This is a genomic window from Silvibacterium dinghuense, assembly GCF_004123295.1.
Lineage (GTDB): Bacteria > Acidobacteriota > Terriglobia > Terriglobales > Acidobacteriaceae > Silvibacterium > Silvibacterium dinghuense.
Genome location: NZ_SDMK01000001.1, coordinates 2,088,353 through 2,112,859 on the forward strand (window position 1 = coordinate 2,088,353; position 24,507 = coordinate 2,112,859).

A 24,507-nucleotide genomic window follows, 5' to 3' on the forward strand; every position below is an offset into this window, starting at 1 on the left:
ATGAATCTCTGGGCACGAAGCTTCGGGCGAGAACGTATGAAGCGTGAGCTGTCGGAAGAGGTACGTCTCCACATGGAAGAGCGGGCGGAGCAGTGGATGCGGGAGGAAGGCATCTCCCGCGAGCAGGCAGATCTGCGCGCGCGAAAGGCCTTCGGCAATGCTGCGTTAATCGAGGAGCGGAGCCGCGAGCACTGGCAGTGGCCGCGCATCGAGCAGCTTTGGGCTGACATGAAGTATGGCCTGCGCCAGTTGATGAAGTCGCCGGGCATTACACTGATCGCGGTGCTGACGCTGGCCCTCGGCATCGGCGCAAATACGGCCATCTTTACGTTGACGTGGAACATCGTGCTGCGCGGCCTCCCGGTACATGATCCAGGACGTTTGGTCGTCTACGAGATGCGCAATGGCGATACGCTGCATGGGTTGAGCGGACCGCTCTATACACTGCTGCGTGCGCGGCAGCAGACCAGCACGGATATGCTGGTCTGGGCCAACGATGAAAAGGTGCCGGTAGTTGCTGACGGCCGCACGACCGCTGAGACGGCGCAGGTGCTTACCGTGAACAGCTTCTCCCTGCTGGGCCTCGCACCTGAGCTTAGGCGTCCCTTCTATGCACAGGATGCTCACCAACCGGTTGCGTTGTTAAGTGATGCCTACTGGCGCAGCCACTTTGGCGCGAGCGCCGATGTGCTCGGCAAGCCGATCGCCGTGGATGGCCATGCGGTGACGGTGATTGGCGTGATGCCTGGGGCCTTTACCGGCCTAACGGCGAACCTGCAGCCTGCTGTCTATCTGCCATTCGAGTTTGCCAACGTACTGTGGGCGAAGGATGACACGACAGTCGCGTGGCCTGCGCATTATGGCTTCTACGTAATGGGAAGGCTCAAACCCGGTTCTTCACTGCGGCAGGCGAAGGCCGAACTGGCGGCGCTCGAATCACAATTGCGCAAGGACGCAGACCCTTCCGGTATTTATCTTGCTCAGTATTTCAAAATGCTGCGGCTCAACGTAGCCGATGGAAGTAGTGGCTACTCCTGGCTGAAGACGACGTATCAGAGTCCGTTGTTTGTTTTGGAACTGCTGGTCGGGCTGCTGCTACTCCTGTGCTCGGTAAACACGGCGCTGGTCATGCTGGCACGCGTGAGCGGCCGTCGCCAGGAATATGCGCTGCGCATCATGCTTGGCGCGCGTCGCTGGCGAGTGATCCAGCAGGTGCTGGTAGAGACACTGTTGCTGGTTGTACCAGGACTGCTGGGTGGTGTGCTGCTGGGCTGGCTGGGAGCGCACGCTCTTAGCGGCATGCTGGCGAGCGACCGCACGCCGCAGGATCTGGTGCTGCGGCCGAACGGCGTGATCCTTGCGGTGAACATAGGCGCCGCGCTGATGGTGGCCCTTGCTGCCGGACTCGTTCCTGCGCTGCGTGCCTCGGGAATACGGCCGGCGACAGGGGCACAGCTTGTGAGCCGGACCGTGTCGGCAAAGCAGACGAGTGGCTGGGCGATTGCGCTGCAGGTGGCGGTGAGTCTTTGCCTGCTGAGTACATCGCTCCTGCTGGGGCGCACGCTGCTGCAGCTAACGATGGGGCATACGGGATTCAACTTTAATCACACTGCGGCTGCGACAGTTGATCTCTCGCCGCTCAAATTGAGTAGCGTGCAGGGAAACCAGCTCTACCAGCGCTTTACCGCAGCATTGCAGGCGGAGCCGGGCGTGCAGGCTGTGGGCTATACCGGCCTGTTGCCGCTCTCCAACCACTACATGGTCAGCCGCAGCTTCTCGGTCGATAGCCATGGAACGATCCATAGCGATGGCAATCTCTCTATCACGACGGTCTCAACAGGATACTTTCCTGCCGCGGGGACGCGCTTGCTGGAAGGTGGTACGGCGAATCGCGAAAGAGACTGCGTGTTGAGCCAATCTCTGGCGAGGTTTTTCTTTCCCGATGAAGATGCCATGGGCAGAATGGTGTATTTCAGTACGGCCGGCAAGCCCGATGGCACAGTGCGCGATCCGAAGTTCGCATGCATGGTGACGGGCATTGCTGAAGATGTGAAGTATATCTCGCTGCGCAAACCGGTTACGCCTATACTCTACGAGGTCTTCCGTGTGGACCAGCCTGAAGACAATGATGCTCCGGTGAGCGATACTGCCTTGCTGGTGCGCGGTGCGTCGACGCAACTTGCCATGGAGGCGGTCTATCGCGCCGCCGCCGTTTTCCCTGCAGCCGCAGTCGTGAAAGTACGGACCTTTCGTTCGCGCGCGGATGATGATCTGAGCCGTGAACGCATGCTGGTATGGCTCTCTGGAGGCTTCTCCGTACTGGCATTGTTGCTCACCGCGCTCGGGCTCTATGGGATGGTGATGCGCACGGTGACGCTGCGTACGCGCGAGATCGGCATCCGCATGGCACTGGGCGCGCAGAGGGGATCGATCCTTGTCGCGCTCGGTCGCCGTACGCTGCTGGAGGTCGTCGCGGGCCTGCTGGCGGGCATTGCAGGAGCGATGCTCATGGGAGGAGCAATAGCGAAACTGCTGGCCACGGAGGCATCCCTGGGAGCTGGCCGTTCGCTGTTCGCCGCAGGGATGATCTTGCTGGTAGCAGCCCTGGCATTGATCGCACCCGTGCTGCGTGCGATGAGGGTGGATCCCATGCAGGCGTTGCGCGCGGAATAGATTAATGTGTTAATGATGTGGCGAGCAGCTCTTCGACAGACTCGAGCCACAGCACCTGGTGCTCGAAGATGCGGCCGAAGTGGCGCGCGATGGAGTTCACGGCGTTCTCCATGGTTGGCGCGGGGCGATGATCGGCATCGGCTTCGAGCTCGAGACTGGTCACATCGCGGTCCGTGATGCCGCAGGGCACGATGAGCTCGAAGTCGCGCAGGTCGGTGGTGATGTTCCAGGCAAAGCCGTGCGAGGTGATGCCGCGCGAGATATGCACGCCGATGGCGGCGATCTTCTTCTCGGGGATGGAGCCGCCGGCGAGCGTCCATACGCCGGTGCGTCCCGCCACGCGCTCGGTGCGGACGGCGTAATCGGCGCAGGCACGAATCAGCGCTTCTTCGAGCAGGCGGACGTAATCGACTGCGCCGAGGCGCTTGTCTGAGCCATTCACCGTGAAGCTGCGCAGATCCATGATGGGATATCCGACGAGCTGTCCCGGGCCATGGTACGTAACATCGCCGCCACGGTTGATCTCGTGCAATTCCACACCGCGATAGGCGAGGAACTCATCGGACGCGATCACATTCGAGCGGTGCGCATTGCGGCCCAGCGTGAGCACAGGCGGATGCTCGAGCAGCAGCAGCGTGTTGCCGATGCGCTGCTGGTGGCGCGCCTCGACGAGCTGCTGCTGGATGCTGAGTGCGGAGGCGTAATCGATGCGGCCGAGATGGACGAGGTTGAGGATCATGGCTTGCTAGAGAAGGTCTCGAAACTGTTCGATGGTGAGTCCGGCGTCACGGACGATGGCAAACATGGTGAAGGCATTGACCGGATTGTGGCGTGGGATGGTGATGATCCTGCGGCCGTCCGACATGACGATATGGCCGCTCTGCCGGATGATCTCAAAGCCTGCCCGTTCCAGAGCTTTTACGGCATGCAGGTGGTGTATCCCGGGCAGCTTGCCCATCAGCAGGCCATGACTTCCACGTATCGCGTCTGCTTCCGGTTGTTGAGCTCGTCTTTCGCTGCGAGGTACTCGGAGATAGCCTGCTTGATGTTCTCGAGAGCTTCCTCTTCGGTCGCTCCCTGAGACCAGCATCCGGGGAGTTCAGGGCAACCGACGGCGAATCCTTCTTCCGACTCGATGAGTTCCACCTTGTACTTCATGGCTCCCTCCAGAAGGGAATCATAGCCCAGATTGAGATGCGCCCCACTGACAGTTATCGTCGGTGGGGCGCTTGTTCATTACACGTTGATCGCTTTGCCTTCCACGCTGGCGAAGCCGTCGAACATGGCCTCGGCGAGGGTGGGATGGGCGTGGATGATCCACATCATGTCGTCGACGGTGGCCTCGAGCTCGATCGCGGTGACCGCTTCGGCGATGATCTCCGTCGCCTGCGGGCCGATGATGTGCACGCCGAGAATCTCGCCGTACTGCTCATCCGAGACGACCTTGATGAAGCCGTCGTGCGCGTCGAGAATCGTCGCCTTGGAGTTGCCGACGAACGGGAACTTGCCGACCTTCACCTTGTGGCCGAGTTCCTTGGCCTTCGCCTCAGTGAGACCAACCGACCCGATCTGTGGCTCGGTGTAGGTGCAGCCGGGGATACGGTTGCGGCGGATGGGGCGCGCGTACTTGCCGGCGATCTTCGCGGTCGCGACCAGGCCTGCCATCGAACCCGAGTGCGCGAGCTGCGGCATGCCGGCGACGATGTCACCGATGGCGTAAACGCCGGGCTCATCGGTCTGCATGTACTCGTTGACCTTGATGAAGCCGCGGTCCGGGGTGATCTTGGTCTTCTCAAGACCGATGCCCTCGGTGCGCGGCGCGCGGCCCACGGCGACCAGGACACGCTCGGCTTCCTTGACAACAGTTTTGCCATTCGCGTCGGTGAAGGTGACCTTCACGCCGTCCTTGGTGGTCTCGACCTTCTCCACCTTGGCGCCGGTGTTGATGTCGATACCGCGCTTCTTGAAGGAGCGGGTCAGCTCCTTGCTGACTTCTTCGTCCTCGACCGGGACCAGGCGCGGCAGGTACTCGATGATCGAGACGTCGGTGCCGAAGCTCTTGAAGATGGAGGCGAACTCGACGCCCACGGCGCCTGCGCCGATGACCAGCAGCGACTTGGGAATGCTCTCCATCGAAAGAATCTCAATGTTGGTCATCACGCGGTCGCTGGGGGTAAGGCCGGGCAGCATGCGCGCGGTCGAGCCGGTCGCCAGGATGATGTTCTTCGCCTTGACGGTGGTCGGCGCGGTCTTTTCGCCTTCGCGCGGAGCCACTTCCACGGTATGGATGCCGTCCTTGGCCGGGCCGGTGAGCTTGCCCCAGCCGGGGACCACGGTCACCTTGTTCTTGCGCATCAGGAAGTCGAGGCCCTTGGTGTGACGCGTCACGACGCCGTTCTTGCGCTCGAGGATGGCCTTCCAGTTCAGCTTGCCCGCGCCCAGGTCGTCGATGCCGTACTCTTTGGCGTGCTTGAGGTGGTCATAGATCTCGGCATTGAAGAGCAGCGCTTTGGTCGGGATGCAGCCGACCAGCAGACAGGTGCCGCCCAGGGCCTTGTCCTTCTCGATAAGCGCGACCTTGAGGCCGTACTGGCCGGCGCGGATGGCTGCGGTGTATCCGGCGGGTCCTCCGCCGATAACAGCTACGTCGTAAATGGTCTCTGCCAAAGCTAGCTCCGTTCTGAGGGTGACGTATGGACACGGCACCGGCCGAGCCCGAACACTCCATTGTACGCAAGGGGGCGCGGTGGCCGGGAATGGGCTTGGAATGCGGGAGGATTGGGCGGATACTGGAGGCGTGAGCGCGATTCCTCAGCCCGTGAAGGTTCCGGTGGCCGAATACCTGGCCTCCTCCTACCGGCCCGACTGCGATTACGTGGATGGGGTGATCGAGGAGCGCAACTTGGGCGAGAAAGAACACTCCATTCTTCAGGGCGCGTTTTACTTTCTGTTCCATTCGAACAGGAAGCAATGGCAGACAGAGGTCTACCCTGAGCTGCGTGTGCAGGTCAGCGCAACGCGCTTCCGCATCCCGGACATCACGGTGACCCGTTCAGGATTGAAATGGGAGCGGATTCTGCGCGAGGCTCCACTGCTTTGCATTGAGATTCTCTCGCCGGAAGACACCATGGCTCGCATCCGCCAGCGCGTGGACGATTATCTCGCCATGGGCACCGAACACGTCTGGGTCGTCGATCCGGAGCTGCGTAAGGGTTACGTCTGCTCGTCGCGCGGCTTTGAAGAGCCGGAGAACGGCGTGCTGGCCATTCCCGGCTCGGAGATTCAGGTTGTGCTCAGCGAACTGTTTGCGGAGCTGGACCGGGCTTAGCTCCCTCAAAGGCTTCCCGCGCGACGAATGCTGGAGAATCCAGCCTATTGCAGGCTGAATTTATGCAAACCGCAATGCTGGCACTTTCGCGCAAGGAGTCCGAGGTGGTACCACCACCTGCCGGCAAAGCATTCACCACATCTAGGGCAAGAAAAGCGGCTGACGCGGGCTCCAGAGATTGCCCATAGAAGCATGTAGGCGAGAGCTGCGACAAAGGCAGGTTTGAAGGAATGAAATAGCCATGCGGAAAGCATGGCTATGACAGACATGACGGGGATATAGCCGAGGTAAACAAGCCAGAAGTTCCGGCAATATTTCCGATATTCCTTCCAGTCTTCCTCGTACATGGTTAGTCCTACGCCAGCACCTTCGCCGCTTCCTTGGCAAAATACGTCACGATGAACCCAGCACCGGCGCGACGGATCGACAGCAGCGACTCCATCATGGCGCGCTCGGGCTCGAGCCAGCCCTTGGCGAAGGCCGCGTGGAGCATCGAATATTCTCCCGACACCTGGTAGGCGCCGATGGGCACATCGAAGCGCTCGCGCGCGGCGCGGATCACGTCGAGATACGGCATGGCGGGCTTCATCAGGATCATGTCCGCGCCTTCGCCCAGGTCCTGTTCGATCTCGCGCATGGCCTCGCGCAGGTTTGCGCCATCCATCTGGTAGCTGCGGCGGTCGCCGAACTGCGGCGCCGAGTCGGCTGCCTCGCGGAAGGGTCCGTAGAAAGCCGAGGCGAACTTGGCGGCGTAGGAGAGAATCGGCGTCTGCTCGAGGCCCGCGGCATCGAGTTCGTCACGAATGGCCTCGACGCGGCCGTCCATCATGTCACTGGGCGCAACAATGTCGGCTCCGGCCTCGGCCAGCGAGGCGGCGGTTTTCGCGATCAGGTTTACGCTCGCGTCGTTCTCGATCTCATAGTCGTCGCCGTTCTTGTGCACGATGCCGCAGTGGCCGTGCGAGGTGTACTCGCAGAGGCAGACGTCGGCGATGAGCAGCAGATCCTTGGCCGAGCGGCTCTGTTTGAGCGCGCGCAGGCCCTGCTGCACGATGCCGTTGTGGTCCCACGCGCCGGTGGCCTGCTCGTCCTTGGATTCGGGCAGACCAAAGAGCAGCAGGCCGCCGATACCGAGCGATGCGGCCTCTTCGGCTTCCTTCACCGCTTCATCGATGGAGAGATTGAAGACGCCGGGCATGGAGGAGATTTCGCGGCGGACGCCCTCACCGGGGCAGAGAAACAGCGGGTACACCAGCGCGCTGGGCTCGAGGGAGGTTTCGCGGACGAAGCGGCGCATCGCTTCCGTGCGGCGGAGACGGCGCAGGCGGGTGATGGGGAAGTCCATGACTCTAGTGTAGCGGGCGGTCAGTAGGCACCGGCGCTTCGCGCCGATGCCAAGCAGTGAGTCAAAGACGATCAGGGATAAAGCGGTCAGCAGTTCTCTGCTGCCCGCTGCTGACCGCGTAGCGGCCCACTGGCCGTTTTTATGGCTAACGGCTAACCGCTTTACCGCCGCTGACTCACAACAACGGTTGGTTCGACTCCATCTGCCGGTACTCTTCGCCGGAGGCTGCGGGCATGAGTGCCCAGAGTGTATAGATGGCCAGCGCGGTGCCGAGGAAGAGCTTGATGAGGGTGAGGAAGGCGGTGACGATGGCCAGCACGCGTGCCCAGGGTGCCCGGCGCGAGAGTCCGATGCCGGTGATCACGTAGAGAATGGCGCGCCCGATGAGGGTGATGGTGATGACCGGGCCAATCCAGGGCATGTGGGTAAAGGGGAAATCGCTGAAGGGGCCATGGTGCCAGTGGCCGAAGTAGTTGCCGAAGGCCCCTGAAAAGAAGGACATGGCAATGGCCCACTGGAAAACGGACCAGACGGCATAGGCGATCCAGAGCACGGAGAGCGACTGGATGTGGCGATGAACGCGGGAGTAGACGTAGCCCATTCCGGGTACCCCGGCATAGGGTACCTGCGGTCCGACGCCGGGCATGGCTGCTACAGGCACGGGACGACCGCATCGGGTGCAGAGTTCCTGGCCGGGATTGAGGGGCTGACCACATCCGCTGCAGAACATTGGATCTCCTCCTTAGAGCCTGAGGGCAAAGTAAGTACTTAACGTATTCAAGATACGCCGGTCGGCGTGGATCGGTTCCATCGCGGCTCATCCGGCGATGGGAAGGCAGGCCGGATGAGGCCGAAGCAGTAGGATGAAGCTGTGTCTGCGAGTGTTTGGAACCCAACATCTACCGTGCCTTCTGCCGTGAGCGATTGCAGCCCGTCGGCTCTCGAATGGGATCGTTTTCTCGGCCTGCTCTCCGCCTATGCGCAGTCGGCGATGGGCCGCGGCTGGCTGGAGCGGCTGGCGCCGTCGACCGATCGTGCATGGATTGACGCACAGCTGGCACTGGTCGTCGAGATGGAGCTGCTGCTGGGTGAGGGGGCGCGGCCGACCATCAGTTCACTCTTCGATGCCTCGACGCTGCTGGCCAAGTCGCGTATCGAGGGTGCTGCGCTCGAGGCGGACGAGATTCGCCGCGTAGTGAATCTGGCCGAGGATGTGGCGGCGTGGAGCACGCTGCTGAACGATCCTCCGCAGGCGCTGGCCGACGGCCTCGACGGGTTGCGGGCCATGGCGGGAGAACTGCTGACGGTCTCGCTGGTGCCGCTGGTCGAATCCATGCGGGCGCGCCTGCTGCCCGACGGTTCGCTCACCGACGACGCTTCGCCCGAGCTGCGCCGCATCCGCCGCGAGATGGAGCGCCAGCAGCGCGCCATCGAAGACAGCCTGCGCTCGGCCCTGCGCCGCTTCTCCGAGGGCGGATCGACGCAGGAAGATGTGGTGACGATCCGCGGCGAACGCTTCGTGATTCCGGTCAAGGCGGAGTGGAAGCGACGCGTGCCCGGCGTGGTGCACGGGTCGAGCTCGAGCGGGCAGACGGTCTACGTGGAGCCGCTCGAAACCATCGAGTTGAACAACGACCTGGTCCGGCTTTTCGAAGAGGAAACCGCCGAGATCCATCGTATTTTCATGCAGATGACGCGGCAGATCGGGCAGTTTGCGGGCGTCATACAAAAAGGCTCCGAGGTGCTGGCCGAGGTGGACACGCTGCAGGCGCGGGCACGCTTTGCGCGCGAATATAACTGCGCCGCGCCGCGCTTTGCCGAGGCCGGAAAACCGGAGCTGCTGCTGCGCAATGCGCGCCATCCATTGCTCGAAAAGCGGCTGCGCGGCGAGGGCGGCCGCGTGGTGCCGGTGAGCATTGCGCTCAGCGATGCCGAGCGGCAGCTGATCATCAGCGGCCCGAACACCGGTGGCAAGACAGTGGGCCTGAAGACTACCGGCCTTCTGGCGATGATGGCGCAGAGCGGCGTGCCGGTGCCGGCGGACGAGGCCGTTTTCCCCATCTTCGACGCGTTTCTTGCGGACATCGGCGACGCGCAGTCGATCGAGCAGAACCTCTCGACCTTTTCGGCGCATATTGTCAACCTGAACCGCATCGCAGCCCGGGCGGACGCTTCCTCGCTCGTATTGTTGGACGAGCTGGGCTCGGCGACCGATCCCGAAGAGGGCGCGGCGCTGGCGGTGGCGATTGCCGAGCACTTCCTGCAGGCGCGGGCATGGTCGATCATCTCGACCCATCACACCTCGCTCAAGGTCTATGCCGAGACGACGGACGGCGTGATCAACGCGGCGGTGGGCTTCAACGAGCAGACGCTTGCGCCTACCTATGAGCTGCGGCAGGGCGTCCCGGGCGCCTCGGCAGGCATCAACATCGCCTCGCGGCTGGGGCTGCTGCCGGAGATTGTCGCCTCGGCGCGCGGGCGGCTGAGCTCGCAGACGCTCGACATCGGGTGTTTCCTCGACCGGCTGCATGAGCAGATTCGCGAAGTGAGCACGGAGCGGATGAAGATCATGCAGCTCGAAGCCGATCTGCGGCGCGAGCGGCATCGGCTCGAGACCGAGGGCATGAAGGAGTGGCGGGCGAAGGTGCGCGAAATGGAGCAGCAGCTCACCTCGCTGATGAAGGACTTCGAGTACCAGGCGCGCGAGACGGTCAAGGCCATCGATGACAAGGCCGCGAAGGAAAAGCTCACGAAGGAGGCCGAGCGGAGGATTGCACGGCTCCGGCGTGAGTTCCAGGAGAGTTTCAATGCGCAGGTGGTGGCGCGGCATACGGGCGCGGACAAGGACGATGCCAACGCGCAGCCGCATGTGGCGAAGCATGTCTCGGCCGGGGACACGGTGAAGCTGAGGACGCTGGGCAAAACGGCCATCGTGCAGCGGCAGGTGGATGAGCGCACATTTGAAGTCGCCATCGGGCCGATGAAGATGCGTGTCTCGCGCGACGAGATCGCCGAGGTGATCCACGCGCCGGGAAATACGGCCGGAGGCAGGACGTCGCCGCTGATGGCGGTGCGGAAGCAGAGCGGTGTGCGCGTGGCGATGGCCGAGCCGGATGCGGCGATCAGCTGGGAGATCAACGTGATCGGGCGGACGGCGGACGAGGCGCAGGACGAGGTGGAGAAGTTCATCGACCGGGCGTTCCTGAATGGGCTGCCGCGCATCCGGATCGTGCACGGGACCGGCATGGGCGTGCTGCGGCGGACACTGCGGGCGTGGCTCCAGCGGCATCCGCAGGTGGCGAGCGTGACTGAGCCGGGGCAGAACGAAGGCGGCGCGGGAGCGACGGTGGTGGAGTTTAAACAGTAAATACAGGCAAAAAAGAGGATGCCGGTGATCGGTTTTGGGTCACTTGTGTACTGTTACGCGCCACGATTACCAAGTTGTTGGGGTGAGGGTACTTTGATGTCATTGCCAGAAGCGATATGGAAGGTGCAGGATTCACGAGGTTGAGAATCCTGTAAGACGCCGTTCGCGGGTTTGGCCCCCATTACGCACGGAGAGCGTACACAGGTTGAAAGGATGTTCTGATGCACTCTTCTGTCTGGTCGGTCAATCCCTCAGGTCATGCTGTTGCGCCCCCTCCGAAGCGGACTCTTAAGTCTGATTTGGTCCAGCTTCATCGAGAGACGATACTCTCCCGTGTGCTTTCCCGTTCGCTGTGCGTGATGACTGCGCTGCTGGCGATTCCAGGGATGGTCATCGGCCTGATCTTCATGCTCTGTTGGGCGGTGCGAACAGGAGTCGTTCGGACGTTGGCTCACATGCGTGGAGAATCGCTGCCGGTCCGCAGGGAAATGGCGGACGAGCTTGAGTTTCCGGCGCTCTGGCGCGAATAGTCCTGGCAGGGTGATTGCACCTGGTTCTGCTCCATGCTAGGATTCCGCACGTTTTCCCCCGAGGGGAGGAGCGGCCATGATCCGAGTGATCACGGTAGAGCGGGAGTACGGTAGCCGGGGAGCGGAGTTCGCGCATCACCTGGCAGAGCATCTGGGCTGGAAGCTGGTGGACGAGTGTCTGGCTGCAGAGGTGGCACGCGAAGCCGGCGTGACGGCCAGACTGGCTGAGCGTTGCGATGAGCGGTTGGACCCCTGGTACTACCGCTTCGGCAAAGCCTTCTGGCATGGGTCCATCGAGCGCCTTCCGGCGCCACCGATCAACGAAATCTTCGACAGTGAGCGGATGGTCGGCCTGATGCGCAAGCACCTCGAGGAGGTAGCGCGCAACGGGCAGGCGGTCATTGTGGGCCGCGGCGCAGCCTGTATCCTGGCGCGAACTCCGCATGTCTTCCACGTCTTCGCCTATGCCTCGCAATGGCGCAAGGAAAAGTGGTTCGCCGAACAATTTCCGGAGCGCGCCGACCAGGCGGAACACGGACTGGCCGAGGTGGACAAGCAGCGGGCAGCCTATATCCGCCGCTATTACGACCAGGACTGGACCGATCGCCGGCTGTACCACATGATGATCAACTCCTGCATGGGTTTTGACGCCATGGTGCGTGCGGTGACGGATGGCGCAGGGCTGACAGTGGCCGAGCCGGTATCGCGCTGAGCGTTATTTTTCCCAGCGCAGGTCGAGCAGGTCGAGCTCACGCTCGAGATCGCGCAGGGTGGACTCGCGGAAGGTGCCCTGTTCTCTCATTCTGAGGATCTGGGCCCGTTCGACGCGCCGCAGCGTTGCCGCCACTTCCTGGTACTTGCGCTGCTGATTCAGGGCAGGCTCACCGTCTTCCGGCTTGAGCGCCTCCAGGCGCTGACGGTAGTAGCGGGTGAGGATGGCATGGACGCTGTTCTCGCCTTCATCTTCATTCGACGGCATTTCACGCAGCGCCTTGAGCGCGGCCTTGAGCAGAACGCCGCGGGCCCGGCGCTCATGGTCCAGAATCTCCTCGGATTCGACCACACGCAGCTTGCGGATCATGGCGGGCAGGCTAAGGCCCTGGCCGACGAGGGTTACGAGGATGACGGCAAAGGCGTAAAAGATGATGCGTCCGCGCTGGGGAAAGAGCTCGCCGGTGGAGATGTATTCCGGCAGCGAGAGGGCCGCGGCCAGGGTGAGCACGCCGCGCATGCCGCTCCAGCCCATGACCAGCAGCTCATTGCGGCCGGGCTTGACGATGGGCTGCTTGAGCACACGGGTACGCAGGAACCAGGAGATGCGGGCGCCGGGGAAGATGAAGATCATGCGCACGGCGATGACCACGGCTGAGACCAGCGCCGCGCCGGCGAGCATGTGGGGCCAGTTGAGCTGGCCGTGGATCTCGCGCATGCCGTTCAGAACGGTAGGCAGCTGCAGGCCGATGACGATGAAGACCAGGCCATTGAGGACGAAGTCGATGGTGCTCCAGACGGTGCGGCTGTCGAGCCGGGCCTGGATGGAGAAGCTTTCCGAGGTGGCGCGGCCCAGATAGAGTCCGCAGACGACGGTCGCCAGCACGCCTGATGCGTGGATCGATTCGCCGAGCAGGTAGGCGAAGTAGGGCGTGGCGATGTTGACCAGCAGCGGTACCTCGCTCGAGCGCGGGAAGTGGCGGAGGATGAAGCGCTCGAAGCGCAGGATGAAGAAGCCGACGAGCAGACCGGCGCCAATGCCGCCGAGCATCAGCCAGAAAAATTCGGTGACGCCGCTGGTGAGAGTCGGGATTTCGTTGTCGGTGACCAGGGCGATGGTGAACTGCAGGGCGAGCAGGCCGCTGGCATCGTTGATCAGACTTTCGCCTTCGATGATCTCAAGCACCTCGGCGGGCAGGCCGACGCGCGAGGCGATGGCTCCGACGGCGATGGCGTCGGTCGTAGAGACGACGGCGCCGAGCAGGGCTCCGGTGCGCCAGTCGAACTCCGGCATGAAGAGGTGGGCAATGAGCGAGACGCCGGCGACGGTGAATCCGACCAGGCCCAGGCCAAGCATGGCAATGGTGACGAGATTGAAGCGGAATTCGCGCCACGCGGTATTGAGCGTGCTGGCAAAGAGCAGCGGCGGCAGAACGACGAGGAAGACGAAGGTCGGGTTGATGGAGACGTGGGGGATGAGCGGGAAAAAGCTGAGCACCAGCCCACTGAGCACAAGAACGATGGGATAGGGGGTCCGCAGGCGCTGGGCAAGGGCCGCGAGCGCCGCCACCAGGACGACCAGGACGAGCAGGGTGAGTTCGGTGCTATGGATCCGTGAGCCCAACGTTTCTCCTCAAGAGTCAGGGGATAGTGATGAGATGGCAGCCCCCGGCGATTCGATGAATGATGCCGGATCTTTCGCTTGCCGGGTGGGAGCGCGGTGCCAACTGTGCCCGGTGTGAATTAGACTAATGTGTTTGACTGCCTCGGCGGCGGTGGCCCGCGTGAAAGTGGATCGGCCGGTGACGAGGGATGGACAGGTGCTGTTTCCATCTTGGCCTGCGCCGCGGGATGCCCGGGCTGGGCTGTAGCGTTTTCAGCTTCAGAACCAGAAAGCTCATTTCAGCTTCGCGACCGAAACCATAAGCTTCGCAATCGAAAGGAAATCCATGCCGACCGATGTACTGATGCCCCAGATGGGCGAGTCGATTTTCGAGGGAACGATTACCAAGTGGCTCAAGAAGCCCGGTGACAAGGTGGAGCGGGATGAGCCGCTGTTCGAGATTTCGACCGACAAGGTGGATGCGGAGATTCCTTCGCCCGCCGCTGGCGTGCTGAAGGAGATCAAGGTCGAAGGCGGAGCGACCGTCCAGATCAACACCGTGGTGGCGGTGATCGAGGAAGCGGGCGGTGCGTCGGCTCCTGCTGCCCCTGCTGCTCCCGCGGTTGCGACCCCTGCCGCGGCTCCCGCAGCAGCGCCTGCTGCCCCGGCTGCCGGTCCGGCGACCGACGTGGTGATGCCGCAGATGGGCGAGTCCATCTTCGAGGGCACCATCACCAAGTGGCTCAAGCAGGTGGGCGACAAGGTAGAGCGCGACGAGCCGCTCTTTGAGATTTCGACCGACAAGGTAGATGCGGAGATTCCTTCGCCCGCGGCCGGTACACTGACCGCGATCAAGGTCGAGGCGGGCTCGACGGTCCAGATCAACACCGTGGTGGCCACCATCGGCGGCGCAGCCGGTGCTTCGGCTCCTGCGGCAGCTCCCGCACCTTCCACCGCTGCTCCTGCGGCTCCTGGCGCGCCGGTTCCGGCTGCTGCCTCGACCGCTGCCGCCGAGGAAGACGAGACCTCCGGCTCGGCCGAGCATGGCCGCACCTCGCCGCTGGTGCGCAAGATCGCCAAGGACAAGAATGTCGACCTGAACAAGGTGACGGGCACCGGTGCAGGTGGACGAATCACGAAGGAAGATTTGGAAGCCTATCTGGCGAAGCCGGCTGCCGCCGCTGCTGCTCCGGTTGCCGCTCCTGCGGCCCCGGCTGCTGCGCCAGCCGCACCCAAGGCTGCCCCGGCTCCGGCCTCTGCCGCTCCCACGCCGGGCGAACTGGTGCCGCTCTCGAAGATGCGCTCCATCATCGCGCAGCGCATGGTCGAGTCCAAGCGCACCAGCCCGCACGTCCACACCGTCTTCAAGATCGACTTCACCAAGATCGTGAAGCTCCGCGAGAAGGAAAAGAACAAGTACGAGCAGCGCAACGGCGTGAAGCTGACCTATATGCCGTTCATCACCCGCGCCGTGGTCGCCAACCTGAAGAAGCTGCCGATCATCAACGCGCAGATGGAAGGCGATGCGATCCGCTACCCCGCGAACATCAACATCGGCATCGCGGTCGCGCTCGAGTGGGGCCTGATCGTGCCGGTCATCAAGCAGGCTGAGGAGAAGAGCTTCCTGGGCATTGCCCGCTCCATCGCCGACCTGGCGGAGCGCGCGCGCGGCAAGAAGCTGAAGCCGGATGAGGTGAGCGGCGGCACCTTCACCATCACCAACCCGGGCATCTTCGGCGAGCAGTTCGGCACCCCGATCATCAACCAGCCGGAGTCTGCGATTCTCGGCGTCGGCGGCCTCTTCAAGGAGCCCGCGGTCGTCACCGCTCCGGACGGCACCGAGTCGATCGCCATCCGCCACTTCCTGCACCTGACCCTCGGCTTCGATCACCGCACCATCGACGGCGCCGACGCAGGCAAGTTCATGTCGGAAGTCAAGAAGACGCTCGAAAACTGGTCGGAAGATATCGGCTAGTTAGCAGCATTTAGCGGTTAGCAGTGAGTCACAAAGACGGCCAGTGGGAGCCTTGCTCCTGCTGGCCGTTGTGTTTTTACCAACCAAAAGATTTGTCATCCCGACCGAAGTGGAGGGACCTGCGGTTGTCTTCAGACAGGAGACAAGCTGGAACTTAGATAGGTTCGTGGTGTCTAAGCTCTTAGTCCTTGCGGAGGAAGAATGAAAAGGCTTGTGCTGATCGTGGTGCTTATGAGTTCCAGTTGTTTCGCACAGACACGCATGTTTCCCGCGGGCGCTCTCGATACAAGAAACGATCTCGATGTGTTTAGGAACCAGTGGTATTCGCGTGCTCTGCAGGCATTACACGAGCCGTCGCTTTCCTCCGAAGCAAAAGATCAGAGAGTGGAAAGCTATCGATTTCTGTGGTTGCGTTCGTTCAACCATCCTGTCTCTGTTCGTATCTATAGAAACGACAAGAAGCAGTGGATGCTTACTCTGAAGATTGCAAGTGGTGCGGGAGGTTACCCTCCAGGTGTTCTTATCGATGAGGAAACCTGCGGAGTAAAGGATGTAGATATGCAAGCGTTCCTAACGCGCGTCAATAAGACAGGCTTTTGGACCGCCCCTAATCCGGTGAATGATCAAAAAGGGACGGATGGTTCGCAATGGATCATCGAAGGTGTGAAAGACGGGAAGTATCACGTTGTCGATCGCTGGTATCCGAAGGATGGAGTTGCCAGAGAGCTTGGCTGGGAGATGGTGTTTAATCTGGCCGGTCTTGAAGTCCCAAAGCAAAGCATCTATTGAATGCATCGTTGTTGATGTCGCAGGTCCCTCCGCTTCGGTCGGGATGACAGTCAATTATTGATATGGGAAGCAAAACGGCCAGCAGGGCAACAACCCCACTGGCCGCTTTTTCACTAACCGTATTTGTAACTGACCGCTAACTGCTAGACTTACAGCTTCCCCTGCGCCTCGAGCACCCGCTCCACAGCTTCTTCCGGCGTAGCACCCACAGCCGATAAGTGCCCCATCTTTCTTCCTGGTCTTGCGCTATGTTTCTCGTATAAGTGCAGTCTTACTCCGGGTACGGCCAGTGCGGCATCCCAGCGAGGCTCGCGGCAGTTGCCTTCCTTGTCGAACCACAGGTCGCCGAGCAGGTTGGAGATGGCTGCGGGCTGTACCACCGACACATCGCCGAGCGGCAGGTCACACGCCGCGCGGATGGCCTGTTCGAACTGGCTGGTGACGCAGGCGCGTTCGCTGGCGTGGTAGCTGTTGTGCGGACGCGGCGCGAGCTCGTTGACCAGCAGGTTGCCGGATTTCGTTACGAACATCTCGACTGCTATCAGCCCCTCGAGCTCGAACTCCTGTGCGATCCGTGCAGCGATACCCTGAGCCTGGTTCTCCATTTCAGCTCGAATCGAAGACGGGATCACGCTCCAGGCCAGGATCTGCTTCTCGTGGTGGTTCATGGCCGAGGAGAAGCTTTTCGTCTCGCCGTTGGGAGCGCGGGCCACCATTACGGAGATTTCGCGATCGAGCTCGACGGCCTGTTCCGCCACGCAAGGTTTCTCGCCCAGCAGCTTCCATGCCTCGGCCGGTGTGGTGGCGTCGCCGAAGCCGAGCTTCACCTGGCTTCGGCCGTCGTAACCGCCGCGCGCGCTCTTCACGAAGAGCCTGGGGCCAATCTCTGCGGCAGCCTTTACGAGGTCTTCTTCCGACTCGATCGCACGCCAGGGTCCGAGCGGGAAGCCGTGCTCGGCGAGCCACGTCTTCTGCAGGATGCGGTCCTGGATGATGCGCATCAGTTCACGGCCTGGGCGGACGGGCGCAAACTTCTGCGCGGCGTCGAGGCAGGCGAGCGAGACCTGCTCGATCTCGAGGGTGATGACGTCGGAGCCGCGGGCGAGGTCGGCGGCGGCGCGGGCGTCGTTCCAATTGCCCTCAAAACAGGCGTCGACGACGAAGCGGGCCGGGCATGAAGGATCGGGGTCCATGACCTGCACGCGGTAGCCGAGCGAGCGGGCGGCCATGGCCATCATGCGGCCGAGCTGGCCTCCGCCGAGGATGCCGATGGTTGCGCCGGGCAGAATGGGGTTGGCGGTCTTTGCGGTTGTCTTGCTGTCGGTCACTGGGGCAGCTCCTGCGCGAGCACTTCGTCGCGGCGGCTCTCGCGCCAGGCTTTGAGACGGGCGCGGAGGTCGGCGTCCGTGGTGGCGAGGATCTGTGCGGCGAAAAGTGCGGCGTTCGCCGCTCCCGGCTTGCCAATGGCGAGCGTTCCAACCGGGATGCCCTTGGGCATCTGCACGATGGAAAGCAGCGAATCGAGACCATTGAGCAGGGTGGCGGGCACGGGCACGCCGAGGACCGGCACCGTCGTCTTGGCGGCGAGCATGCCCGGCAGGTGCGCGGCGCCGCCGGCTCCGGCAATGATGGCGCGGAGACCGCGTGCTTCGGCCTGTTCGGCGTACGCGAAGAGCCAGTCTGGGGTGCGATGGGCGGAGACGACACGGGCTTCGTGAGGGATGCCGAACTCCTTGAGGATCTCGACGGCCGGAGCCATGACTTCGTAGTCGCTCTTCGAGCCCATGACGATGCCTACAAGGACTTCTCCCGCAGGCTGCGGGACTGGCTTTCCGGGCGACTGTGCCTTCGGCGCGCTGGTGGATTTCTTCAGATTGGCTTGTTTCTTCAAGGCAGACGGCACTCCGTAGCGTTTGACAACTCTTCAGGGTAATTGAAGCGGTGCTCTTTAGGGAAAAGATGCGGAAGGCAGCGTTTCTAAAGGCTGATGTATCAATCCATCGGTATTTGTAGGTGTTTCTGTTACGTATTCGCCTTGAAAAGGCTAATACGTAACAGTGAAAGTGATAAATAGGGGAAGTGCTGGAAGGAAGCCGCTTCGCGCGAGGGTCGCATTATTGCCTGAGTGCCCGGCGGAGGCTTCCACCCACTTCCCGGAGGCGATCTTCGGCTGCCGCGCGGTCGAGCTGGAGCTGGTGCATGACGATGGCCGTTTTCACCGACCCGGCCTGCTCGATCAGGGTGGAGGCCGCAGCTGTCTCAAGGCCGGTGACCGTCGAGACAATGCGGGCTGCACGGTCGCGCAGCTTGGCGTTGGTTGGCTGCACGTTGACCATCAGATTGCCGTAGACGTAACCGAGCCGGACCAGCGCCCCTGTCGAGAGCATGTTGAGGACAAGTTTGGTGGCGGTGCCGGCCTTCATGCGCGTGGAGCCGGTGACAGCTTCCGGGCCGGTGACGGGAGTGATTTCGAGCTCAGCCGCCTGAGCAAGCCGTGAGCCGGCGACGCAGCTGAGACCGATGGTCAGGGCACCGAGTGCACGGGCATAGGCGATACCGCCGAGGACATAAGGCGTGCGGCCGCTGGCTGCGATGCCAACCAGCACATCGTTTGCGGAGAAGCCGTGGGTCTCAAGGTCGCGCCTGCCCTGCGTTTCGTCGTCTTCGGCGCCTTCCACGGGGTGGCGGAGTGCGTGATCGCCGCCGGCGATGAGGCCCTGCACCATCTCGGGAGGCGTGTTGTAGGTGGGCGGACACTCGGAGGCATCGAGGACGCCGAGACGGCCGGAGGTGCCTGCGCCGGAGTAAAAAAGGCGTCCGCCGCGCTCCAAGCGCAGGGCGATGGCATCGATGGCGGCGGCAATGCGCTCCGACTCGCGTCCCACGGCATCGACGGCTTCCTGGTCACAGGCATGCAGCGCACGGACAAGATCCGCAGTGGACCGGCTGTCGAGGTCGGCAGTGGCAGGGTTGCGGGCCTCGGTGGTGAGCGCGGCTAGGTTCTCGATCATCCTCCTAGCCTATAGGTCACATTGATCTGTGTCTGCACGCTGACCGGCTTGCCACGTAGGAGAAAAGGCTGGAATCTCCATGTGTGGACCGCGAGCATGGCAGCAGCGGCCAGTCTATAGTCTGGCGCGGAGATGACCATGAGCTGCTGGATAGTGCCGTCTTCGGCGATGATTGCGGAGATGTCCACCTCTCCTTCCCAGTGTTGCTGTTTGGACTCGACGGGATAGATCGGCGGATCGCCTGCGATTCTGTGGCCTTTGATAAGCCCATCCACCTTTTCTGAGAGCACGTTGTTTGGACCTGTTTCCACTGCGTCGGGCGGCGGTTGAAAGGCTGCCTCGTTCACGGTGCCAATCAGGTTTCCTTCTTCAAGATGTGCGCTGGCGTAGCTCTTTTCCCCGTCCACAATCTGCAGCTGGATGGGGACGGAGTGACCTGCAAGACTCCCTACCTGTTGATAGAGCGTGGTGTGGGTTCCGAAGGAGCCCACGGTGCGCAAGATCGGCTTGTTCTGCTCGAAGCAGTAGACGGGGAAAAGGCCGAACGGAGGCCCTGCGAGAATGTGATCGAGATGGCCGGCCGTCTCGATGCAGACGAAGTGCTCGTGCGAGTACGGGTTGTCCCTGTGTTGGATCGTGTATCCGGCGAGCTTGTCGGGCGGAGGTATCGGCTCGGTAATTCTACTCAGGAGCGTGAGTTCTGCAGCTGGTGGCAGGGTCGGATCGCCGGAGCGGAAGTGCCCGCGCTCATTCTGATACTCCGTCTGGTTGAAGTGATCGCTGACCCATTCGCGCTTATACTTGTTCGGCGCGGCCCACCACTCCTCGACCGTTCCCTGGTTTGCGGGCTTTCCGTCGCGGTCGAAGGTCTGGTAGCTGTATTTCGCATGCCAGGGCTTCATCTCGGCTGAGGTCAGACCGCTGACTTCGCGCGCAAGGTCAAGGAGCGCCTTCGGATTATTCGGCATCGAAATATTAGATGTCGAAGCCCTGGGAGTGGAATTCTGTGCGAAGAGAGCCGGAGCAGAGAGCAGGGCAACGCCCAGGAGCGCGGTGAGGGAGCGTATCCGTATGAGCATGGGTAGGCCCATGCTAGTGGAGGCGGCGCTCCCTTGCCAGTGAAAATCTAGCTGTCAAAGTGATCGAGAAGAGCGTCGAAATCTTCGAGGCGGGCGTATTCGATGATGACGCGGCCCCGGCCTTTCTTGTCTTCGATACGCACTTTGAGCCCGAGAGCGCGCTGGATGCGGAGCTCGGCCTCGCGGACATTGGGATCGCCTGCCTGGCGATCCTCCTTTTCCTTGCCCTTTTCCTTCTTTTCCGGGTTCAGAATGCCCTGCACGTAGCTTTCGGTCTGTCGTACAGACATCGAAAGCGCGAGGACTTTCTGTGCCGCGGAGAGAATCGTTTCAGGATTTTCCAGTGCCAGCAGGGCGCGGGCATGACCGAAGCTAAGTTCAGCGGCTTCCACCTTGGCCTGAATTGCTTCTGGAAGGCGGAGCAGCCGAAGGAAGTTCGAGACCGAGGCGCGATCCTTGCCCGTGCGCTTGGCCATCTGCTCCTGCGTCATCTTGAACTCGCCGGCAAGGCGGTTATAAGCGCGCGCCTGCTCCATCGGGTTCAGGTCTGTGCGCTGCAGGTTTTCGACGATGGTCATCTCCATCGCCAGCTCATCTGATACGGTCTTCAGGATGGCGGGGATGGTTTCCTTGCCTGCGCGCTGCGAGGCAAGCCAGCGGCGCTCGCCGGCAATCAGCTGAAAGCGTCCATTGGCCAGGGGGCGGACGAGAATCGGCTGCACCACTCCGGTGGCGGCGATCGAGGCTGCCAGCTCGTTGAGCTGCGTTTCGTCAAAGCGGGTACGAGTCTGATAAGGGTTCTTGTCGATCTCGCCAACCGGGATCTCGCGTGGGGTGCCTTCCAGGACCTGCGGCTTGGGTTCCGGCTCCGGCGCGGGCTTTGCCGGTGCGGGAGCTGCGGCGCGGGGCAGCAGCGTATCGAGTCCACGGCCGAGAGCGCGGCGCTTGGGTGCTTCTTTTGGGGAGGTGGCTGGCGGCATGGGCGAATCCTTCGAGCGGGAGAGTGATGTCAGGGTACAGGCGGAACAAGTGAGGCGAATCGGATGCCTCAGCCGTAAGGCCAGAAGCGAACCTTGGCTGCCGGTTTCGATGCCGCTGCAGCCTTGCGTTCCTTGGCTTTGGGGCTGACGCGCTTGTGGCGGCTGAGGAGCTCCTCAGCCAGCTCGGCATAGCTTTCCGCGCCACGCGAGCGCGGGTCATATAAAAGGACAGGCTTGCCATAGCTTGGCGCTTCGGCGAGGCGGATATTGCGCGGGATGCTGGTCTTGAGAAGCTTGTCCTTGAAGAACTCGCGCAGGTTTTCGGTCACCTGCTGGGCCAGGTTTGTCCGGTCGTCGTACATGGTGAGCAGGACGCCTTCGATCTGGAGGTCGGGGTTCAGGCTCTCCTGGACCCGCTCCAGGGTGTGCATGAGCTCGCTGATGCCTTCGAGAGCGAAGTACTCGGCCTGCATGGGCACGAGGAGGCCGCTGGCAGCCACCAGAGCATTCAGAGTCAGAAGATCGAGCGCCGGCGGGCAGTCGAGCAGGATGTAGTCGTAGTCGGCTCGGATGGTGTCGATGGCGTCGCGGAGGCGATAGGCGCGGCGATCATGCTCGATAAGCTCGACATTGGCGCCGATGAGGTGCTTGCTCGAAGGAACGAGCTTGAGAGTGTCGATCTCGGTCGGCTGAAGGGCCTCGGCAAGAGTAGCTTCTCCGACGAGGATGTCATAGGTGGATTTGCGCTGCTCGTCGCGCGGCAGACCATATCCCCCGGTGGAGTTGGCCTGGGGGTCGCAATCGATCAGGAGGACACGGAGTCCCTCCATGGCGAGCGCGGCCGAGAGGTTGATCGCGGTGGTGGATTTGCCGACGCCGCCTTTTTGATTGACGACAGCGAGAACGGTGTTTGTGCTGGATGCGGAGGCGTCTGCCATGAAGAAAAAGGGTATCGATGGGGCGGGGGAGGATGCAATGGGGATGGCTGTGCGAAAGTCGAGGAAAACTGTGGAAAGTTTTCGGGGCCGCATTGAGGGATGCGGGGGAATGCGCGTCTGGAGCGGGTTTGCGCAGGGTTCTCGGAACGGTGGGGTTGTGGGTAAGTATGCAGGCAACGGTGGAAATCGTGGAGTGTTCCACGTGGAACGCAGCGGCGCTATGGGCTAAGAGCCTGTTATGAACTTTCGCGTGAGCGGCGTTGCTGGGGAAAATCGGCCGAGACGAGACGGAGGCCGAAGGCATAGGCTATTCCTAGGCGAGGCCGACAACGAAGTATGGGCCGATTTTCCCCGCAACCCGAAGGGCTGGGGCCAATTTTCCCGATCTCTTCGTCGCTCGCTGCTCGGATATGGCCCGATATCCGTCGCAACTCGCTCCTCGACCTCGAAAAAAATTGGCTCCCAGCGACCGCCGCGGGAAAGTTCATAACAGGCTCTAAGTGGCGAGGAAATGTTCCACGTGGAACAAGAGAAAGAAAGAGGTTCTTTCTCTCTGCATAAGCACGGGGAGAGAACCGAAGCCAGCTATCCGTGGAGCACAGGCTTGGGAATGGAGCCTTGAGTGCTTCCAGGCGATGTCGCAGGTGATATCGCGGGGATTTTTGAAGAGGAAGAGAAGATGTTCCACGTGGAACATGGAAACGCAGGAGATGGGCGCGTTCCACGTGGAACAATCAGGCTGGGAGGTGGCCGCGAAGCAGGAATCCATGCCCGCTGCTATGAAGGTTCCGTGGCGCATCCCATTGGAGGCCGGGTAGAACGGGCGCAACGGCTTGTTCCACGGCTTCGCGAGTATTTTCTGTGGCGAAGAGAAGGAGATATCCCCCCTCCTGTACGCGCTCAGCGGCAAGGGCTGTCGCCTCAACCATCTTGTCCACCGCGCGCAGTGTCACGGTGCCAAAACGCTGGGGCAAGGGCATCGTCTCGATGCGTCCATCGAAGACCCGGGCTGATAAACCCAGGGTACGAACGGCTTCCCTGAGAAAAGAAGACTTCTTGGCCTGCGATTCCGCCAGGGTTACGACCAGCTCCGGGCGCAGAATGGCGACAGGAATTCCGGGAAAACCCGCCCCGGAGCCAAGATCGAGGACAGTTGAAGAGGGGAGTGCACCGGCATCAGGGATAGCGCGGGCGCATTCGATGGATTCGAGAAAGTGGCGGCGAAGGATTTCTTCAGGATTGCGGATGGCTGTGAGGTTCAGCCGGGCGTTCCACTTGAGGAGAAGCTCGAGGTAGGTTGCGAACTGGCCGGGAGCGCCTTCGGGAAGAGGATCGAGGCCGGCTTTGTCCACGGCCTCGAGGAGGAGATCGGCCGCATTCATCGGGCAGCGTCCGCCGCGGTGCCGGAAACAGCGACAGATTCGACGACGGAGCGCGGCTTCCAGGTCGAGGCGGCGGCGAGGAACGCGGCAAACAGGGCGCGGGAGGCTGGATCGGCGTCATAAGAGCGCTCGGGATGCCACTGTACGGCGAGAACAAAGGCCTCGCTCGTACCCTCGAGCGCCTCGATGATGCCGTCTTCACGGCTGCGGGCGGCGATGCGGAGCCGGTCTCCGGGCTGGTCGACGGCCTGGTGATGGCTGCTGTTTACCGGGAGCGGGTCTGCGGGCGTGTCGTGCCCCACAATCGCGGCCAGCCGCGTTCCGGGCTCGATAGTGACGGAATGGGCATCCACGATGGTGCGTCCGGGAGCATGATTGACGCTCGTCGGGTGCTGGGTCGGGATGTCTTGGATGAGTGTGCCGCCGCGCCAGACGTTCCATGACTGGAAGCCGAAGCAGATGGCGAGCAGCGGTTTGTCGAGGTTTGCGGCATCCTGCATCAGCAACTCATCCACGGCTTCCCGGGCGGGATCGGTGGCATTGCAGGCCGGGATGCGGGGATGGCCGTACTTTTCCGGATCGACATCGGCTCCGCTTCCAGGGAGCAGCACGCCCTGGCAGGAAGCAGCCAGGCGGGCAACTTCGGCCGGCGATGCACTGAGAGGAACTTCGACCGGGATACCGCCGGCTGCTTCGATCGCATGGAGGTACTGCGGCAGGGAGCGGGCATTATAGGCAGCGTCGGTGCTGTGAGGAACAGGGATGGCGATGCGGGGTGCGCTCATGATTGTGCCTT

General features: G+C 62.2%; 22 protein-coding genes. 7 read left to right on the top strand and 15 right to left on the bottom strand.

The window, feature by feature from the left end:
- Complete coding sequence (locus ESZ00_RS08180) at positions 1–2,673, top strand: ABC transporter permease (RefSeq protein ID WP_129207604.1); 2,673 nt, start codon at positions 1–3, stop codon at positions 2,671–2,673.
- A 1-nt stretch (position 2,674) separates the two neighbouring features.
- Here ESZ00_RS08180 and lipB read toward each other — a convergent pair whose 3' ends face one another.
- The 4 genes from lipB to lpdA form a co-directional block, all read right to left on the bottom strand.
- Entirely contained in the window at positions 2,675–3,412 is a 738-nt protein-coding gene (gene lipB / locus ESZ00_RS08185) for a lipoyl(octanoyl) transferase LipB (protein WP_129207605.1), read from the bottom strand.
- Positions 3,413–3,418: 6 nt separating this feature from the next.
- Positions 3,419–3,631, bottom strand: coding sequence for a type II toxin-antitoxin system HicA family toxin (locus ESZ00_RS08190; protein ID WP_129207606.1), 213 nt, complete (start codon positions 3,629–3,631; stop codon positions 3,419–3,421).
- Positions 3,631–3,831 carry a type II toxin-antitoxin system HicB family antitoxin gene (locus ESZ00_RS08195; protein ID WP_129207607.1) on the bottom strand — a complete coding sequence of 67 codons (201 nt, stop codon included), beginning with the start codon at positions 3,829–3,831 and terminating at the stop codon, positions 3,631–3,633. The genes ESZ00_RS08190 and ESZ00_RS08195 overlap by 1 nt, the downstream gene beginning before the upstream one ends.
- 78 nt (positions 3,832–3,909) lie before the next feature.
- Positions 3,910–5,340 (bottom strand): dihydrolipoyl dehydrogenase, encoded by a 1,431-nt coding sequence (lpdA, locus tag ESZ00_RS08200; RefSeq protein WP_129207608.1) that lies wholly within the window; start codon positions 5,338–5,340, stop codon positions 3,910–3,912.
- Positions 5,341–5,470: 130 nt separating this feature from the next.
- Between lpdA and ESZ00_RS08205 the strand changes: the two genes are divergently transcribed.
- Positions 5,471–6,001 (top strand): Uma2 family endonuclease, encoded by a 531-nt coding sequence (locus ESZ00_RS08205; protein ID WP_229741042.1) that lies wholly within the window; start codon positions 5,471–5,473, stop codon positions 5,999–6,001.
- Positions 6,002–6,356: 355 nt separating this feature from the next.
- On the opposite strand, the gene hemB is transcribed toward ESZ00_RS08205, so the two are convergent.
- Together hemB and ESZ00_RS08215 are read right to left on the bottom strand one after the other, a co-directional pair.
- Positions 6,357–7,346: a porphobilinogen synthase gene (gene hemB / locus ESZ00_RS08210; protein ID WP_129207610.1), complete on the bottom strand. Its 990-nt coding sequence runs from the start codon at positions 7,344–7,346 to the stop codon at positions 6,357–6,359.
- 175 nt (positions 7,347–7,521) lie between these two features.
- Entirely contained in the window at positions 7,522–8,007 is a 486-nt protein-coding gene (locus tag ESZ00_RS08215; protein WP_129207611.1) for a hypothetical protein, read from the bottom strand.
- A 210-nt stretch (positions 8,008–8,217) separates the two neighbouring features.
- On the opposite strand from ESZ00_RS08215, the gene ESZ00_RS08220 reads away from it, so the two are divergent.
- The 3 genes from ESZ00_RS08220 to ESZ00_RS08230 all read left to right on the top strand — a co-directional run bounded on the left by ESZ00_RS08220 (position 8,218) and on the right by ESZ00_RS08230 (position 11,955).
- Positions 8,218–10,713, top strand: coding sequence for an endonuclease MutS2 (locus tag ESZ00_RS08220; RefSeq protein ID WP_229741044.1), 2,496 nt, complete (start codon positions 8,218–8,220; stop codon positions 10,711–10,713).
- 335 nt (positions 10,714–11,048) lie between these two features.
- The gene (locus ESZ00_RS08225) at positions 11,049–11,243 is read left to right on the top strand and encodes a hypothetical protein (protein ID WP_129207612.1); all 195 of its coding nucleotides are present in this window, start codon (positions 11,049–11,051) and stop codon (positions 11,241–11,243) included.
- A gap of 76 nt (positions 11,244–11,319) precedes the next feature.
- The gene (locus tag ESZ00_RS08230; RefSeq protein WP_129207613.1) at positions 11,320–11,955 is read left to right on the top strand and encodes a cytidylate kinase-like family protein; all 636 of its coding nucleotides are present in this window, start codon (positions 11,320–11,322) and stop codon (positions 11,953–11,955) included.
- 3 nt (positions 11,956–11,958) lie between these two features.
- On the opposite strand, the gene ESZ00_RS08235 is transcribed toward ESZ00_RS08230, so the two are convergent.
- A complete protein-coding gene (locus tag ESZ00_RS08235) occupies positions 11,959–13,578 on the bottom strand; it encodes a Na+/H+ antiporter (protein ID WP_129207614.1) in 1,620 nt (539 codons plus the stop codon).
- Positions 13,579–13,903: 325 nt separating this feature from the next.
- Here ESZ00_RS08235 and sucB point away from each other — a divergent pair, with 325 nt between their 5' ends.
- Both sucB and ESZ00_RS08245 read left to right on the top strand, forming a co-directional pair.
- Positions 13,904–15,532 carry a 2-oxoglutarate dehydrogenase, E2 component, dihydrolipoamide succinyltransferase gene (gene sucB / locus ESZ00_RS08240; RefSeq protein WP_129207615.1) on the top strand — a complete coding sequence of 543 codons (1,629 nt, stop codon included), beginning with the start codon at positions 13,904–13,906 and terminating at the stop codon, positions 15,530–15,532.
- A 201-nt stretch (positions 15,533–15,733) separates the two neighbouring features.
- Positions 15,734–16,321, top strand: a complete 588-nt coding sequence (locus ESZ00_RS08245) for a hypothetical protein (protein WP_129207616.1) — start codon at positions 15,734–15,736, stop codon at positions 16,319–16,321.
- Between the two features lie 149 nt (positions 16,322–16,470).
- Here ESZ00_RS08245 and purK read toward each other — a convergent pair whose 3' ends face one another.
- From purK to ESZ00_RS08285, 8 genes are all read right to left on the bottom strand, one after another.
- On the bottom strand, positions 16,471–17,649 hold the full coding sequence (gene purK, locus ESZ00_RS08250; RefSeq protein WP_229741045.1) for a 5-(carboxyamino)imidazole ribonucleotide synthase: 1,179 nt from the start codon (positions 17,647–17,649) through the stop codon (positions 16,471–16,473).
- A complete protein-coding gene (purE, locus tag ESZ00_RS08255; protein WP_129208012.1) occupies positions 17,646–18,107 on the bottom strand; it encodes a 5-(carboxyamino)imidazole ribonucleotide mutase in 462 nt (153 codons plus the stop codon). The genes purK and purE overlap by 4 nt, the downstream gene beginning before the upstream one ends.
- Before the next feature lie 328 nt (positions 18,108–18,435).
- Positions 18,436–19,332, bottom strand: coding sequence for an N-acetylmuramic acid 6-phosphate etherase (gene murQ / locus ESZ00_RS08260; protein WP_129207617.1), 897 nt, complete (start codon positions 19,330–19,332; stop codon positions 18,436–18,438).
- On the bottom strand, positions 19,329–20,411 hold the full coding sequence (locus ESZ00_RS08265) for an energy transducer TonB (protein ID WP_164981402.1): 1,083 nt from the start codon (positions 20,409–20,411) through the stop codon (positions 19,329–19,331). The genes murQ and ESZ00_RS08265 overlap by 4 nt, the downstream gene beginning before the upstream one ends.
- A gap of 47 nt (positions 20,412–20,458) precedes the next feature.
- Positions 20,459–21,391, bottom strand: a complete 933-nt coding sequence (locus ESZ00_RS08270) for a ParB/RepB/Spo0J family partition protein (RefSeq protein ID WP_129207619.1) — start codon at positions 21,389–21,391, stop codon at positions 20,459–20,461.
- A 68-nt stretch (positions 21,392–21,459) separates the two neighbouring features.
- A complete protein-coding gene (locus tag ESZ00_RS08275) occupies positions 21,460–22,329 on the bottom strand; it encodes a ParA family protein (protein ID WP_129207620.1) in 870 nt (289 codons plus the stop codon).
- 734 nt (positions 22,330–23,063) lie between these two features.
- Complete coding sequence (rsmG, locus tag ESZ00_RS08280; RefSeq protein ID WP_129207621.1) at positions 23,064–23,711, bottom strand: 16S rRNA (guanine(527)-N(7))-methyltransferase RsmG; 648 nt, start codon at positions 23,709–23,711, stop codon at positions 23,064–23,066.
- The gene (locus ESZ00_RS08285; RefSeq protein WP_129207622.1) at positions 23,708–24,496 is read right to left on the bottom strand and encodes a gamma-glutamyl-gamma-aminobutyrate hydrolase family protein; all 789 of its coding nucleotides are present in this window, start codon (positions 24,494–24,496) and stop codon (positions 23,708–23,710) included. Before ESZ00_RS08285 ends, rsmG begins: the two co-directional genes overlap by 4 nt.
- Positions 24,497–24,507: the final 11 nt, after the last annotated feature.